Origin of the sequence: Corynebacterium sp. MC3 (assembly GCF_900099485.1) — a bacterium.
GTDB lineage: Bacteria > Actinomycetota > Actinomycetes > Mycobacteriales > Mycobacteriaceae > Corynebacterium > Corynebacterium pseudogenitalium.
Map to the genome: position 1 here is coordinate 25,234 of NZ_LT622815.1, position 15,362 is coordinate 40,595.

The window sequence follows — 15,362 nt, forward strand, 5'->3', positions numbered from 1 at the left end:
GCTACCGCGCAACTAACGTGCGATACGCAGCTTCGAAGCGGCTGTGGAGCTCCTTGAAGTACTCGCGGTGCGCATCCACGCTGCCGTGGCCCTGGCCAAACGGCGGGGTTGCCCGCCGCACCTCGGGGGCGACGACATCCAGTGCGATGAGCACGGTGCCGCGCAGGGTAGCGCGCTTCATCTCCAGGGGGACGACCTCGCAGCCGAGCGCGTCCGCGAGCACCGACAACCATGCCGGGTGGTCAGCGGTGACGCGGCCGGAGGCCACCACGCGCTCGGGGACCGCGCCTGCCTCTTTGAGCTGCTCGTAGACCCTCAGGTACGACATGGCGATGCCCTCAAACACGCCCCGCCACAAATTGGCCGGTGTAGTTGCCGCGGTGATGCCCAAGAGCTGCGCTTGCGCGCTCGCGGCCCAGCCGGTGGAGCGCTCGCCGGTAAAGAACGGCAGCACTAGCGGGGCGCGCCCTGGCCCGGAGGAAAGCACCGCGGCGATCTCATCCGGGGCCACGGGCTGGATCGTTTCCTCGAGCCAGGTGACGGCACGCCCGACGTCGTTGAGTGCGCCGCCCAAGATGGCCTTGTCTCGTGCGATGCGGTAGCACCACAGTCCCTCCGGGATGCCAGCTGGCACCTCCGGAAGGATGACGCGCATCGCGCCAGAGGTCGCCGCGGCTACCGCGATGGTGTCGGGGCCGGTCGCGCCGGGGCCGACATTGGACGGCCAGCCGTCTGGGATGCAGTGGAACCACGCCACCCCATTGAGCGCGGGCCACGCGGTGTCATCCGGGTAGTCGGGTTCGTCGGGGAAGCGCAGCGGCTGGATCATGTCGTGCGGGACGCCGATGGCGTCGAGAATCTCGGTGTCGAGCCTCCCGGTGTGTGCATTGGCGACGCCCGACCACGCCGCAGTAGAGACCGCCAGGCCATGGATGCCCGTGAGCTTGTGGTACACGTACTCGCCGATCGTCATGACCGTGGCTGCGCGCGCAAACTCGGGCAGCTGCTCCTTTGCCCAGGCGAGGCGCGCCGGGTGGTAACTCGTGTGGAGGCGCACGCCGGTGCGCTGGTGGTACTCGGCCTCGTCGATTGTGTTGCGGAGCCGTTCGACGTAGTCGCGGGATTGTGAGTCCGCGTAGGTGTACAGCGGGGTCAGGGCGTCGCCGTGGGCGTCGACAAGGAGGAGGCTCGAGGCGAACGAGTCCATGCAGACGGCCTCAATGCGCAGGTCATGCGCTGCGGCGAAGGTAACGGTGTCGTCGATAACCTTGCGTACCTCGGCGACGACCTGGTCGGCATCGATGGTGCTCGCGCCGTCAGCGGTGGTAGTAAACGCGTGCGCAACGCGCTGCTTCGCGCCCTTGACGGGGCGGCCGGTGGCGTCGTAAAGGCCGCCGCGGCTCGCGGTCGAGCCGACGTCGATGCCGAGGACGTACGGCCCGCGGGAGTCCTGTACGGGGACCGACATGGTTGGGATTTTGGTAGCGCTCATACCCCGATGGTACGGCAGAGACTAGGCGCTCTGCTTGATCGCGGAGCCCTCAATTTCAATGGCGACCTTCTCACTCACGAGCATGCCGCCCGAGTTGAGCGGGGCCTGGAAATCGATGCCGAAATCGGTGCGGTTAATTGACGTGCTGGCCTCGAACCCGATGCGCGTGTTGCCGAACGGGTCCTCCTCGACGCCGAAGGTCTCAACCTCGAACGTGACTGGTTTCGTGGTGCCCTTGATGGTGAGGTCGCCCGTGACGGTGCCGTTGCCGGCATTATCTACGTTGAATGCCGTGGAGGTAAACGTCATTTCCGGGTGCTTCTCCACATCGAAGAAGTCCTCGCCGCGCACGTGTGCGTCGCGGTCCTCGTTTCGGGTATCGACGCTCGCAGTCCGGACCGTGCCCTGTGCCGTGCTTGCTGCCAGATCGTCGGTGAGCGTGATGGTGGCGTCGTGGTCGGTAAACTCGCCGCGGACCTTCGTCACCATCGCGTGGCGGACGGTGAAGCCGATGGAGGAGTGTGCCGGGTCGAGCTTGTATGTACCGGTGAGCTGAGACATGATTCCTACTTTCGTTGACGTGTCATCAAAAATGATTGCAGGTGCGAGTGTAGGTGATTATTGGTGATGTATCAACAATGTAGGGTTGTTGCTGTTCAGCCGGTGCCGGAAGAGCATACCCCGAGCGCCGCCAGGATCTCATTCGTCCGCAACGCCAGCGCCGCATGCGATACACCAGACACCTCGATCACGTCTCCCCACCGTGATGACCACGCTGGAACAATGCGGTCAGCATCCGAAACGATGGAGACGATTTCGGTACCGGAAGGGGCCACTGGCTCCTCCCGGAAATGCTCCAATTCGACGAACGCGTCGCCAACCACTGCCCGAACAAGTCCAGGCGGAAACAGACGCGCAATGCCGTGCGTGCCACGCCACGAGGCTCCGAGGCCCACGATCGTGCCGCAGCGTGTGGCTATTGCGCTCAGCTGAACAGCCCTCAGCCCGATCAGCGCGCCATACGAGTGCCCCACAACATCGACCTGCTGCGCAGCCAGGCTGTCGAGGAACGCCGCAATCTCTTGGGACGAGGCGTCGATACCTGCCGTTGCCCGATGGCCGTAGCCAGGCGCAATCAACCCAATCCCATGTTTTTCCAGTTCGTGTGCAAGGCGGCGGAAGACAAAAGGGGAAGAGCCAGTGCCGTGGAGGGCGACCACAATCCGGCCCGTTGTCTGGGAGTTCACTGTTGAAGGCGATGGAAGTATCCGTGGCACGTAGGAAAGCAACGCCATAGCGTCTTAAACTACTCGCCGTGGATGCAATCCGTTCGTTATCCGTGGTCAGCACAGGCGCGACCTGGGCGATCTACCTCTCCTTAGCTGCTTCCGTGGTTGTCGCGTTGTGGTACGGCCGTCAGCACCGGCGCATTGCACTCGCAATCGCGGCAGCGCTGCTCGCAGCAGCGTACCTGTTGCTCACGGTGTGGCCGAAGCCGTTCCCGGATGCAATTCCGTGGCACATCTACGCCAGCTGTGCAGCTGCCGTGTTCGTGGTGGCGACCATCTTCTTGGCGCCGCGGTGGCGGTGGCGCCTCGCCCCGCTCGCAGTGATTCCTTTGATGCTGGCGTACCTCGCGGTCAACCTTGTTTATGAGCAGTACCCGACCCTCGGGTCCTTCCGCCCGGTCCCGGTCACCGTGTCCATGAATTTGGATCAGTTCCGCGAAACGACGACCGCCCCGACCCTCGACGGCAGGGAAGTGGGCGCCCTAGTGACCCTGCCTGCCCCACCGCTGCGCGATGCAATTGTGTACGTTCCGCCCGCCTACTGGCATGGCGAGCACCTACCAGTCCTCGTGCTGCTCGCAGGAAGCCCCGGCAGCCCAATCCGGTGGTTTGACGAAGGCGGGGCGCAACAGACGCTCGACGACTACCAAGTTGCACACGACGGCGTAGCCCCGATTGTCGTCAGCGCGGACGGTACAGGAACAACCACCGGGAACCCCGGGTGCGTGGATGGCCCGGATCTGCAAATCCAGACCTACCTTGCCCAGCAAATTCCACAGCTGGTCAAGGACAATTTCCGTGTGAAAGAAGACCAACGCACGTGGGCAATCGGTGGGTTAAGCTACGGCGGCACGTGCGCACTCCAAGTGATTACCAACGATCCCACGGCCTACGGGACGTTCCTTGATTACTCGGGTGAGGCTGAACCGAACCTAGGCGGGCACCAACGGACCGTCGACGTGCTGTTCGGCGGCGACGAGGCAGCGTTCCAAGCGGTGAACCCGGAAACGCTCCTTCAGGAGGCAATCGGGACTGCGACCTACAAGGGAATCGCTGGAAGGTTTGCCGCCGGCAAGCGTGACCAAGAGGCTATGGCAGCGCTTCCGCACCAAAACGAGCTCGCGCAGAAAGCCGAGATGAGCACCACATTTCGCTCGCTGCCAGGTGGGCACAGCTTCGAAGTGTGGCGAGTGGCGTTGCGCCAAGACATTGACTTCGTTGCTCAACGCGGAGGAATTCAATGAAACACTTGATCAGCACCTGTTTGAGGAAAGTTCCAGTCACGCTCGGCGTCTTGAGTATTGCGTGGGCCACGTATTTAGCCTGCGTATTGTCGGGTGCGGCCCCGCGGGAGGCTTTCGGATTGCGCCTTCCCGTTGATCCCGACCTTTGGCACTGGGCCACCGCAGGGCTGACCGCAGGTAACCTCGTCGGGCTCATCCTGGCCACTGTCGCAGCGCTGCTATTCGCAGTTCCAGCCGAGGTGCGACTTGGCTCTGCTCGCTTCGCGGTTGTGGCGACGGCTTCCGAGTTTGTAGCGCTTCCTTTCGGCTTCATCATCGGTAGTGCCATCGAGCGAGCAGGCTTTAACCTGTGGGGCCCAGACCTTGCCAACGAGACCTTTGTGTCTCCGGTCGCGTGGATCTTCGGGCCCGCCGCATTCGCCACTGCCTTCATGGGCGTGCTGTGGCGACGCCGCCTCCGCCTCGTGATGCTTGCGATGATGACGACCCTTGTGCTCTACGACGGTTCACTCTCAGGCGTCGTTGCACTTGTCGCCATTGTCGCAGGAGCCGTCGCTGGCGTCCTTGTCACGGACACAGGTACGCCACGCAGAATGTCGCTGCGGGAAGCACGGGTCCTGGTGGCTGCCCTGTTTCTCAGTGTTGCAATCGGGCCAGTAATCACGGCGATCAACCCCGCCGCGCAAGGCCCTTTCGCAGGGGTGAGCAAGCTGATGTGGGAGCCGACAGTCGCAGGGCATCTAGTAGCCCAGCGGTGCGCTGACGCTACATCCGTCGCTTGCGCGGAAGCGATGGCGGTAAACAGTCAGCATGGTCTCGGACCCTTGCTGATGAACGCCTTGCCTATCGTTTTGTCAGCCATCCTTGCACTGGGGCTCGTGCATGGCAGGAAACTGGCATGGTGGGCAGCCGTCCTCGTCAGCGTTGGATCCATTGCGGTTATCTGCTGGCAAACAATCGGTGGGGGAGCAGACGGCTCTACCGCTGTGAATACAATACTGGTCGTTCTCCCGTGGCTGGTCACCATTGCAGTCCTCATTGCCACTGGCCGCCGGTTCACGGTTCCGTCCAACTGGTATCGTGGCACTGCGATCATAGGAGGAGCGTGGTTAGCAACCGCAGCACTGTGGATCTGCGGAGCCTGGGTTGTGCGAGACGGCTTCCTCGGAGGGGCGTCGATAAGCGCGCTGCTTGCTGAGCTGCCGAACAGATACCTCCCACCCGTGGTAGCTGTGCTGGCTCCAACGCATGCGTTCCCCATCAGCTCCGTGGCGTGGATCTTCTACGAATGGGTGGGAATCATATTCTGGATTACCGCGCTGATTGCGCTGTTTAAGGTGCTGTCCGCGCCGCCGTCCGAAGCACACGCGCAGGACCGCCAGCGAGCGCGGGAGATTCTGGTCCATGGGTCCGGTGACCACCTCGCGTGGATGGGGCTGTGGGAAGGAAACCGCTACTTTTTCTGCGGGACGGACTCCGGCGACGGAGAAGGCGTCGTCGCGTACCGCGTCTCCTACAACGTCGCTGTCACGGTCGGAAGTCCCGTGTACCGCGGCACGATGACAGAAGAAGCCGTTGCCAGTGCGTTTGAAGAGTTCGCCGCACGTCAAGGCTGGAGAGTCGCGTGGTACTCAGTGCCCGGCACCTTTGCTCGCCCCGACTTCCGACGGATCCACGTCGCCGAAGAATCCATGTTGCTGACGGACAACATCGAGTTCAAAGGCAAGAAATTTCAAAACATCCGAACCGCGCGCAACCGCGCAGCAAAAGAGGGAGTGCGCGCCGTGTGGACGAGCTGGGCCGAAAGCCCAGTGGAAATGCGTGAGCGCATCGTCGCGCTCTCAGAACAATGGGTCGCGGATAAAGCGCTTCCAGAAATGGGCTTCACCTTGGGAGGGCTCGACGAGCTCCGCGACCCGGACACCAAACTCCTCCTCGCAGTGGGCGACGACGGCAGCCTGCACGCAGTGACGAGCTGGCTGCCCGTCTACGAAGGCGGCGCCCTCGTCGGCTACACCCTTGACTTCATGCGCCGCGACGCGAACGGGTTCCGGCCGGCCATCGAATTCCTCCTTGCGGAAAGCGCCCGGATCGCCGCCGAGCAAGGACTTGGATGGGTCTCCCTCTCCGGAGCGCCGCTGGCTCGAACGGATGCGCCGGAATCACTCGTAGAAATCATCCTGGATAAGGCCGGTGCGACGATCGAGCCACTCTACGGCTTCCGCTCACTCGCTGCCTCGAAGCACAAATTCCACCCGACGCACCAAGGCTGGTACCTGCTGTACGAAGACGAAATGTCACTCGCCAATATCTCGCTAGCAGTCATTCACTGTTACCTGCCGGACATGAAGAAGTCGGACATGATGACCGTGGTCAAGGAGTTCCTGGGCCGGCCAAATCTTGCGCAAAGAGGGTAGATAAGTTAGTGTATTCGCGTTCTTTGCAGAAATGCGAAACCCCCGCAGCCTATTTGCGCAGGCCGCGGGGGTGTTTTGCGCCCCAGAGAGGATTCGAACCTCCGACACCGGCTTTAGGAGAGCCGTGCTCTATCCCCTGAGCTACTGGGGCAACTCGACTAACAGTACCGCAGGACAGAAGTGATGCCAAAGTCGCGGGCGCCCGCGACGGCATTGCTATTTGCCCGGGTGCTAGGCCTCTTCGCCGGTCAGTTCGCGCAGCTTCGCGCGAACAGCGGACGCGGCAGGGTTGGTCGCGTGCGTGCCGTCAGAATAGAGGACGGTGGGGACGACGCGGTTGCCGTCGTTGACGGACTCGACCCACGCGGCGGCGTCCTCGGCGCCTTCGGCTTCGACGTCAACGACGTCGTAAGGGGTTTCGGTACGGTCGAGGCGCTCGCGAAGCTTCTTGCAGAACGGGCACCAATCGGTTGCGAAGATGGTGACGTGGGAAGAGGTTTCGGGAGTGGTCATGATTTTGGGCCTAACCTTTCGAGGCGTTGGTGCTTGAAACGGGTGCCATTGGCGGAGGTTTGCCACGGTCCATCAGAAACGATAGCGAAGTCATCGGTGACGCGGGGCGCGCGGACGGCGGACGCTCCGAGCTTGTCTGCGACGTGGACATCGACGATCGTGCGTTCAATGACGTCTACTTCGTCGATGGTTGCTTCGTAAATCTGGCCACCGCCGATGATCCAGGCGGACGTCTTCAAATCTGGGATGTCGCGGGACACGAAGGCGCCGTCGGACCACTCGCCGGGCTCGCGCGAGGACAACACATGGTTTGTCCTGCCCGGCAGCGGCTTGATGGGGAGGTGGTCCCAAGTCTTGCGCCCCATGATGATCGGGTGGCCCAGCGTGATCTCCTTGAAGTGGCGCAGGTCCTCAGGCAGGTGCCAGGGCATGCCCACGCCGTCGCCGATGATGCCGTCGATGCTTTCGGCCCAGATCGCGCCCAGCATTAGACGGACACCTGCGCTTTGATCGTCGGGTGCGGGTCGTAGCCGACGACTTCGATGTCGGAGAAGTCGTAGTCAAACAGCGACTCTGCCTTCCGCAGCTTGAGCTGCGGGTAGGGGCGAGGCTCGCGGGAGAGCTGCTCGCGCACCTGGTCGAAGTGATTGTTGTAAATGTGGCAGTCGCCGCCGGTCCAGATGAGTTCGCCGACCTCGAGACCTGCCTGCTGTGCAAACATGTGCGCGAGCAGCGCGTAGGAGGCGATGTTAAACGGCACGCCCAGGAACATGTCGGCGGAGCGCTGGTACACCTGCAGGCTCAGCTTGCCGTCAGCTACATACAGCTGGAACAGCAGGTGACACGGCAGCAGCGCCATGTGCTCGAGCTCGGAGACGTTCCACGCGGACACCAGGTTGCGGCGCGAATCTGGGTCCTCCCTCAACAGCTCGAGCGCGCGCGAAATCTGGTCCACGTGCTGCCCATCGGGGGTAGGCCAGGAACGCCACTGCACACCGTAGACCGGGCCGAGCTCGCCATTTTCGTCGGCCCACTCGTTCCAGATGCGCACGCCGTGTTCCTGCAGCCAGGTCACGTTGGAGTCGCCGCGGAGGAACCACAGCAGCTCGCCCACGACGCCCTTGAAGTACACCTTCTTGGTGGTCAGCAGGGGGAAGGACTCGGAAAGGTCGTAGCGCAGCTGGCGGCCGAAGACGCTTCGCGTGCCGGTGCCGGTGCGGTCGCCCTTATCGGTGCCGTTTTCCAGGACGTCGCGCAGGAGGTCTTCGTACGGAGTCACCAGGCTCACTTCGCGACGACCCCTTCGAAGGAGCCGTGCTCGTCGTAGTACTTCGCGCAGGCTTCCAGGATGTCGTCGGCAAGCTCCGGACGGCAGATGAGCAGATCCGGGATGTAGGTGTCCTTGTTGTTGTACTTCAGCGGCGAGCCGTCGAGGCGCGAGCAGTGCAGGCCCGCAGCCATGGACACACCAACTGGTGCTGCCTGGTCCCACTCGTACTGGCCACCGGCGTGTACGTAGGCGTCAAAATCGCCGAGCAGGACATGCATTGCCTTCGCGCCAGCGGAACCGACGGGGTTGGTCTCGAAGCCGAGGGCATCAGCAACGAACGGGGCGATCGCCGGCGGGCGGTTGCGCGACATTGCGATCTTCTTCGCGAACGGCCCCGAGACGTGGCGTACGTCGGAAGATTTGAATACGACGCCAAGGTCCGGCAGACCTACCGCCGCGTGGGTCGGGACGCCGTCTTCGACGAGCGCGATGTGCACGGCCCAGTCCTGGCGGCCGGTTGCGAACTCCTTCGTGCCGTCGAGCGGGTCAACAATCCAGACGCGGTTGTTGCTGAGACGGGAGTGGTCGTCGGCTGCCTCTTCGGACAGAAATGCATCGCCCGGGCGGTGCTGCTCAAGCACGCGCGCGATCCAGTTCTGTGCCAGGTCGTCGCCGGCTTCTCCAAGTTCACGTCCGCGGAGAAGGCCAACACCGCGAATACCCTTGAGGATCTCGCCGGTGCCTTGCGCGATTAAGTTTGTCAGCCGAGAGTCTGAATACTGAGCAGTCATGGCTTCGACTTTAGCGCGAAACCAGCCAAAGGAACCATTTCTTTTCGCCTGCCTGCACTATCTGTATTCTGGCGGGCATGGCCAAAGGAATCCTCGAACGCTTCAAACCGCAGGTGGCGACCTGGTTTGAAGAAGTATTCGAGGCGCCAACGCCAGTGCAGGAGCAGGCGTGGGCCACGATTTCCGACGGCGGCAACGCCCTGGTGGTAGCGCCTACCGGTTCTGGTAAGACGTTAGCGGCCTTTTTGTGGTCGTTGAATTCGCTCGTGGAGCGCGACGGGCAACAGGCCCTGCCAATCGATGGGGCGAACGCCAGCAGCCACGGCGGGGTGCGCACCTTATATATCTCGCCGCTGAAGGCCCTTGGTGTGGACGTCGAAAATAATTTGCGGGCCCCGCTCGGCGGGATTGGGCGCGTGGCGCAGCGCATGGGGCTGGACATACCGGATGTTTCGGTGGCGGTGCGCTCGGGTGATACCTCGCAAGCGGAGCGGTCTCGCCAGGTGCGCAAGCCGCCGGACATCCTGATCACCACGCCTGAGTCGCTGTATTTGATGCTGACCTCGAAGGCCTCGGGCATCCTGCGGACCGTAGACACCGTGATCGTGGACGAGATTCACGCGCTCGCGGGCACGAAGCGGGGCGTGCACCTGGCGCTGTCGCTGGAGCGGCTCGGGCGCATCGCTGGGGACTTTCAACGCATCGGGTTGTCTGCGACGGTGCGCCCGCTGGAGGCCGTGGCGGACTTCCTCGGGCCACGAACGACGATCATCCAGCCACCGGGGGAGAAGCGCTGGGACCTCGCGGTGCGGGTGCCGGTGGCTGACATGAGTGACCTGCTGGTGCCGGAGGAGGCGTCGACAATTGGGGATGCCACCGTCGACGACGCCCTGGACCTCGGCGGGGAGACAGCGGCGCTGATGCCACCGGCGCCGAAGTCGATTTGGCCGCACATCGCGGAATCGGTGTACCGGGAGGTCATGGCGCACCGCTCGACGATCGTGTTCGTGAACTCGCGGCGCACAGCGGAGCGGCTCACCAGCCAGCTCAACGAGCTGTGGGCCAAGGAGCACGACCCCGAGGCCCTCAGCCCTGCTACTCGACGCCCCCCTGCACAGCTGGGCAAAGGGGTCGACCTCGCGGGGGAGGCGGCGCCTGTGATTGCACGGGCGCACCATGGCAGCGTGTCCAAGGACGAGCGGGCCACGACGGAAACGATGCTGAAAGAGGGCACGCTCAAAGTGGTCGTGTCGACGTCCTCGCTGGAACTCGGCATCGATATGGGTGCGGTGGAGCTGGTGATCCAGGTGGAGTCGCCGCCGTCGGTCGCCTCCGGGCTGCAGCGCGTCGGGCGCGCCGGGCACACGGTAGGCGCGATCTCGCACGGCTCGTTCTATCCGAAGCACCGCTCCGACCTGGTGCAAACGGCCGTGACCGTGCCGCGGATGCGCGACGGGCTCATCGAGGAGCTGCGCACGCCATGCTCCCCGCTGGACGTGCTCGCCCAGCAGACGGTGGCCGCGGTGGCAGTCGAGGACCTCGAGCTTGATGACTGGTACGAGACCGTCACCCGCGCCTGGCCCTACCGCAACCTCGACCGGGATGTATTCAACGCCGTCATCGACCTGGTCACCGGGGTGTACCCATCAACGGACTTCGCGGAGCTCAAGCCGCGCGCCTGGCTCGACGGCACCGTGCTCAAGGCGTTGCAGGGCGCGCAGCGCGTCGCGGTCACCAACGCAGGCACCATCCCGGACCGAGGCATGTTCGGCGTGTTCCTCGTCGGCTCCGAGGCGGAGGGAGGGGCGCCGCGCCGCGTCGGCGAGCTCGACGAGGAAATGGTCTACGAGTCCCGCGTCGGCGACGTGTTCACGCTCGGGGCGACGAGCTGGCGCATCGAAAACATCACGCGCGACCAAGTACAGGTCTCTCCCGCGCCGGGGCATACCGGCAGGCTGCCGTTTTGGTCGGGGGAGGGCGTCAGGCGCCCGTACGAACTCGGCAAGGCGCTCGGCGCGTTCAGGAGGGAGGTGCGCGGCGGAGCGGGCGTCGATAATTCGCTCGATGCGTACGCGCGCGACAATCTGCGGGCCTACCTTGAGGAGCAAGAGGAGGCCACCGGCGTGCTGCCGGACGAGACGACGCTGGTGCTCGAGCGCTTCACCGACGAGCTCGGGGACTGGCGCGTGGTGCTGCACACGCCGTTCGGCAAGGGTGTGAACGCCGCGTGGGCGCTGGCCGCCGGGTGGCGGATCGCGCAGGAGACCGGGATGGACGCCCAGGCCGTGGCCGGCGACGACGGCATCGTTCTGCGCCTGCCCCAAGGCGACCACGAACCCTCCGGGGCCCTGTTCCAATTCGACGCCGACGAGATCACCGACATCGTCACCGAGCAGGTGGGAAACTCCGCCCTGTTCGCTTCCCGGTTCCGCGAGTGCGCCGCCCGCGCCCTCTTGCTGCCGCGCCGCAACCCCGGCAAGCGCGCGCCCCTGTGGCAGCAGCGCCAGCGCGCCGAGATGCGCATAAGAGACAGCCCGTTCCCGATGCGCACTGCGTGCTCCTGCAGCCAGGTCACGTTTGAGTCGCCGCCGCAACCCCGGCAAGCGCGCGCCCCTGTGGCAGCAGCGCCAGCGCGCCGAGCAGTTGTTGGATGTGGCCCGGAATTACCCGTCGTTTCCGATCATCCTGGAAACGGTGCGCGAGTGTCTCCAGGACGTCTACGACCTGCCAGCGCTGCAAGAAGTGATCCGTGACCTGCAGACGCGCCGGGTGCGCATCGCGGAGGTGACCACGCAGCAGCCGAGCCCGTTCGCCTCATCGCTGCTGTTCAACTACACCGGCGCGTTCATGTACGAAGGCGACACCCCGCTCGCGGAGAAGCGGGCGGCGGCGCTCGCGCTGGACCCGTCACTGCTAGCCAAACTGTTGGGCACCGTGGAGCTGCGCGAGCTGCTGGACCCGGAGGTGATCGCCGAGGTGGACGCGTCGCTGCGCCGGGTCGGCCGCGCCGAGACACCGGAGCAGTTCGCCGACACCCTGCGCCTGACCGGCCCGGTGCCTGTGGACGAGCTCGCGGTGTACACCTCGGTGCCGCTCGCGGGGGTGGAGGCGTCGCTCGGGCCACGCGTGATGCGGGTGCGCATCGGCGGCAGGGAACACGTTGCGCAGGCGCTCGACGCACCGCTGCTGCGCGACGGCCTTGGCGTGCCGGTTCCGCCTGGGGTGGCAGCACAGGTGGCCACCATCCCCGATGCGCTCGCCCAGCTCGTGCGCCGCTGGGTGCGCACCCGCGGCCCTTTCACGCTGCGCGCGCTTGCCGATGCCTTCGGGCTCGCGCTCGGCGCTGCCTACGCGGTGCTCCAACCGCTTGTCGACGCCAACTCCGTCATCGAGGGGCGCTTCCGCCAAGGCGTTGACGACCAGGAGTACGTCGCGCACGAGGTCCTGCGCGTGATCCGCTCCCGCTCCTTGGCGGTCGCGCGGGCGCAGGCCCGGCCGGTATCGGCATCGGCGTACGGGCGTTTCCTGCCGGCGTGGAGTAACGTCGCCGTGGCGGGAACGGTGCCTCCCTTATGCGGCGCCGACGGGGTGTACTCCGTCATCGAGCAGCTCGCGGGCGTGCGGCTGCCGGCCTCTGCGTGGGAGTCCCACATCTTGCCGTCGCGGGTGGGGGACTACTCGCCGATCATGTTGGATGAGCTGACTGCCTCCGGCGAGGTTATCATTGTGGGCGCCGGGTCGGCGGGGGCGAACGATCTGTGGATCATGCTGCTGCCGAGTGACTACGCCGCGCAGCTCTTGCCGCAAGTCGACCCGCCGTTGCTCTCGCTCACGCAGCAGCACATCATGGACACGCTCGCAGCAGGTGGAGGCTACCTGTTCAGCGACCTGCTCACGCCAGCGACGACTGCCGAAGAGCTACGCGAATCCATGTGGGACCTCGTCGAGGCCGGCCACGTTTCACCGGATTCCTTCGCGCCGCTGCGCGCACGCCTCGCCGGCGGTAAGGCCGCGCACCGCGCGAAGCGTAGACCGTCCCGCTCCCGCATCCGTTCCGGGAGGACCTCGTTTACGCAAACCGCCCCGCCCGACATGGTGGGGAGGTGGGCGGCAACCCCGCAGCCCGACACCGACCCGACCCGGCGCTCGCTCGCGCTTGGGGAGGCATGGCTGGACCGCTACGGGGTGGTGACCAAGGGCGCCGTCGTCGCAGAGAATGTCATCGGCGGCTTCGCGTTGGCGTACAAGGTGCTCTCCGGGTTCGAGGACTCCGGCAAGGCGCTGCGCGGCTACCTCATCGAGGGGCTTGGCGCAGCGCAGTTCTCCACCCCTGCGACGATTGATCGGCTGCGTGGCCAGCAGGACAGCGACGACGTCGCCGGTTGGCCATCGGGTGCGCGTGAGCCAAAGGTGTACGTGCTCGCCGCCACCGACCCGGCCAACCCCTACGGGGCCGCGCTGCCGTGGCCCGTGACCGGCCCGACCAGATCGGCAGGCGCGATGGTGGTGCTCGTGGACGGGCTGTTGGCGGCCCACATCACCCGTGGCGGCAAGAAGCTCACCACCTTCTTCGAGACCTTCCCGGAAGGCATCGAAGATCCGCTACCACTTGTCATCGACGCACTATCGGATGCCGTCGCCGCCGGGAGGATGCGCCCGCTCAACGTCGAAACCGTCAACGGCGAGCCCGCGTTCCGGCTCCGCGATCTTGGCGTGGCGGTGACGCACAAGGGCGTAAGAATCGGAGGCAAGCAGGCCGCGCCTCCGAAGCGGCGCGGGCGCAGCATGACGGAGGCCCTAGGGGATCTGGACGGGCTCTCCTTCGACGATTAGTGTTTCGGCTGGGTTTAGGGTCGCAGTATCACGCGAGGCACCGGCCGGTGAGTAGTCCCCGGTGGCCCTGCCCGCATCGCCCGTTTGTTCCGGATCCGATTCACCGCCGAGTGCATGGCGGGGTCCGAGGTGTTGGTGTGGCGGGTGCCGTCGGCCTTGACCAACAACGCGGTGCCGGTGGTGGAGTCGTAGTCCATGTAGCCCTTGTTGAAGGAGCCGTCCCGGTGGTCGTTGTTGCACCGGTGGTGGGTGGGGCACAGGCCGGTGAGGTTGGTGATGTCGGTGCCGCCGTGGCGCAGCCAGGAAATGATGTGGTGGGCTTCGCACTCGCTCATTGCGGTGGTGCAGCCGGCCCAGGAGCACACGCCCTGGATAGCAAACATGGCGATGCGTTGCCCAACAGAGGCGAGCCGCTTGGACCTGCCTAGGTGCAGCGGCACGCCGGTGATTCCGTCGACGGTGAGCAGGAAGTCAGACGTGCCATCCATGCCGAGGCGCACGAGTTCGAAGGCGTCCAGCTCCACGCCGACGTTGGTTTGGAACAGTGTGGTGGCGTCGGCGTCGGCGAGGTCGTCGAGAGTCACTGAGACCACCACGGAGGCGGCGCCACCGTGAGTGGCCTGCTCGCCGTGCTCGTATTGGCGCATGATGGCCATGAACTGGTCGTAGCGGCGCTGGCCACGGGTGCGAGGATCGCGGTCCTGCTGGCGATCGGGCGGGATATTGGAGTTTGGCGCAAGCCCCTTGTCGGTCAGCGCTTTGTAGAGGGCGTAGTCGCCTGCTGTCATGTCCAGGCGCACGTGGTAGGTGCCGTCGGAGTTCTCCTTGCCCAGGGTGGCCTCGCGCTTCTCAAAGCCCGCGTTGGGGTTCTTCTTCGCGTGTGGCCGGTTCGCCTTATCCACGAGGCGCTTGACCGTGAGGCGCAGGTCCTGCTCGTCTCGGGTCTTCGCTTCCTCCATGGCGTGGGCGTAAATGCTCATGTGCTCGCCCTCGGCGGCCTTGAGCAGCCTGTCGGTCTCGCGCCGGATGATGTCCTGCTTGGCCGCGGGAACCGCGTCGGCGTGGCGGCGAGCTTGGACCTGGTCTTTACGACGCCGCTCCGCCTCCTCCACATCGAGCAGGCCGCCACGGTCCGGCTCCGTCACCGGAGCGAACATCGCCTTGGCGCGCGCGAGCCGGTTATATGCCTCACCCTTGGAGATGCCCAACTTCTCCATGAGGTAGGTATCCGGGTAGTTGGCGCCGACGAGTTTGCCGGCGTCGGCGATAGCGCAGACCTGCGCGAAGGCGGCATCGATGTAGGCCTTCTTGTCCATCGCGTGTTCGAGGCGTGCGATGTCTTCGGCGATGGCGGAAAGGCGGAGGGAGGAGGGGTCGTCGAAAAGCATGCGTAGCTGCGTCAGGCCGTTAATGACCTGGTCAACGAGCTTGGTCACGTCGTTCATGTCCCCTCCTTCAAGTAGCTAAGGGCGACTATACAGACGTGTCGGACTTGAAAAAATGAGATTCGAAC

10 protein-coding genes, 1 tRNA gene and 2 pseudogenes are annotated in these 15,362 nt (G+C 64.8%); 4 read left to right on the plus strand and 9 right to left on the minus strand.

Annotation, left to right across the window (positions count from 1 at the left end; genetic code table 11):
* Position 1: 1 nt before the first annotated feature.
* From BQ4436_RS06925 to BQ4436_RS06935, 3 genes are all read right to left on the minus strand, one after another.
* Positions 2–1,492 (minus strand): gluconokinase, encoded by a 1,491-nt coding sequence (locus BQ4436_RS06925; protein ID WP_070976093.1) that lies wholly within the window; start codon positions 1,490–1,492, stop codon positions 2–4.
* A 21-nt stretch (positions 1,493–1,513) separates the two neighbouring features.
* A complete protein-coding gene (locus BQ4436_RS06930) occupies positions 1,514–2,053 on the minus strand; it encodes a YceI family protein (RefSeq protein ID WP_070976095.1) in 540 nt (179 codons plus the stop codon).
* 95 nt (positions 2,054–2,148) lie between these two features.
* Positions 2,149–2,739: an esterase/lipase family protein gene (locus tag BQ4436_RS06935; protein WP_176754829.1), complete on the minus strand. Its 591-nt coding sequence runs from the start codon at positions 2,737–2,739 to the stop codon at positions 2,149–2,151.
* Between the two features lie 68 nt (positions 2,740–2,807).
* Here BQ4436_RS06935 and BQ4436_RS06940 point away from each other — a divergent pair, with 68 nt between their 5' ends.
* Positions 2,808–4,025 carry an alpha/beta hydrolase gene (locus tag BQ4436_RS06940; protein ID WP_070976099.1) on the plus strand — a complete coding sequence of 406 codons (1,218 nt, stop codon included), beginning with the start codon at positions 2,808–2,810 and terminating at the stop codon, positions 4,023–4,025.
* Positions 4,022–6,442: a bifunctional lysylphosphatidylglycerol flippase/synthetase MprF gene (locus BQ4436_RS06945; protein ID WP_070976100.1), complete on the plus strand. Its 2,421-nt coding sequence runs from the start codon at positions 4,022–4,024 to the stop codon at positions 6,440–6,442. The genes BQ4436_RS06940 and BQ4436_RS06945 overlap by 4 nt, the downstream gene beginning before the upstream one ends.
* Positions 6,443–6,520: 78 nt before the next feature.
* Here the strand turns inward: BQ4436_RS06945 and BQ4436_RS06950 are convergent.
* From BQ4436_RS06950 to BQ4436_RS06970, 5 genes are all read right to left on the minus strand, one after another.
* Positions 6,521–6,593, minus strand: a tRNA-Arg gene (locus BQ4436_RS06950).
* An 80-nt stretch (positions 6,594–6,673) separates the two neighbouring features.
* Entirely contained in the window at positions 6,674–6,955 is a 282-nt protein-coding gene (locus tag BQ4436_RS06955; protein WP_070362845.1) for a mycoredoxin, read from the minus strand.
* Positions 6,952–7,443 carry a dihydrofolate reductase gene (locus BQ4436_RS06960; protein WP_070976102.1) on the minus strand — a complete coding sequence of 164 codons (492 nt, stop codon included), beginning with the start codon at positions 7,441–7,443 and terminating at the stop codon, positions 6,952–6,954. The genes BQ4436_RS06955 and BQ4436_RS06960 overlap by 4 nt, the downstream gene beginning before the upstream one ends.
* On the minus strand, positions 7,443–8,243 hold the full coding sequence (locus BQ4436_RS06965) for a thymidylate synthase (RefSeq protein ID WP_070976104.1): 801 nt from the start codon (positions 8,241–8,243) through the stop codon (positions 7,443–7,445). Before BQ4436_RS06965 ends, BQ4436_RS06960 begins: the two co-directional genes overlap by 1 nt.
* On the minus strand, positions 8,240–9,016 hold the full coding sequence (locus BQ4436_RS06970; protein ID WP_070976106.1) for a 3'(2'),5'-bisphosphate nucleotidase CysQ: 777 nt from the start codon (positions 9,014–9,016) through the stop codon (positions 8,240–8,242). Before BQ4436_RS06970 ends, BQ4436_RS06965 begins: the two co-directional genes overlap by 4 nt.
* Positions 9,017–9,093: 77 nt before the next feature.
* Between BQ4436_RS06970 and BQ4436_RS12680 the strand changes: the two are divergent.
* Both BQ4436_RS12680 and BQ4436_RS12685 read left to right on the plus strand, forming a co-directional pair.
* Positions 9,094–11,520: pseudogene (locus BQ4436_RS12680) on the plus strand (DEAD/DEAH box helicase); the annotation flags it as partial.
* A gap of 82 nt (positions 11,521–11,602) precedes the next feature.
* Positions 11,603–13,849 (plus strand): annotated as a pseudogene (locus BQ4436_RS12685) (DEAD/DEAH box helicase); the annotation flags it as partial.
* A 14-nt stretch (positions 13,850–13,863) separates the two neighbouring features.
* Here the strand turns inward: BQ4436_RS12685 and BQ4436_RS06980 are convergent.
* Positions 13,864–15,294, minus strand: a complete 1,431-nt coding sequence (locus BQ4436_RS06980; RefSeq protein WP_070362840.1) for an HNH endonuclease signature motif containing protein — start codon at positions 15,292–15,294, stop codon at positions 13,864–13,866.
* Positions 15,295–15,362 lie beyond the last annotated feature (68 nt).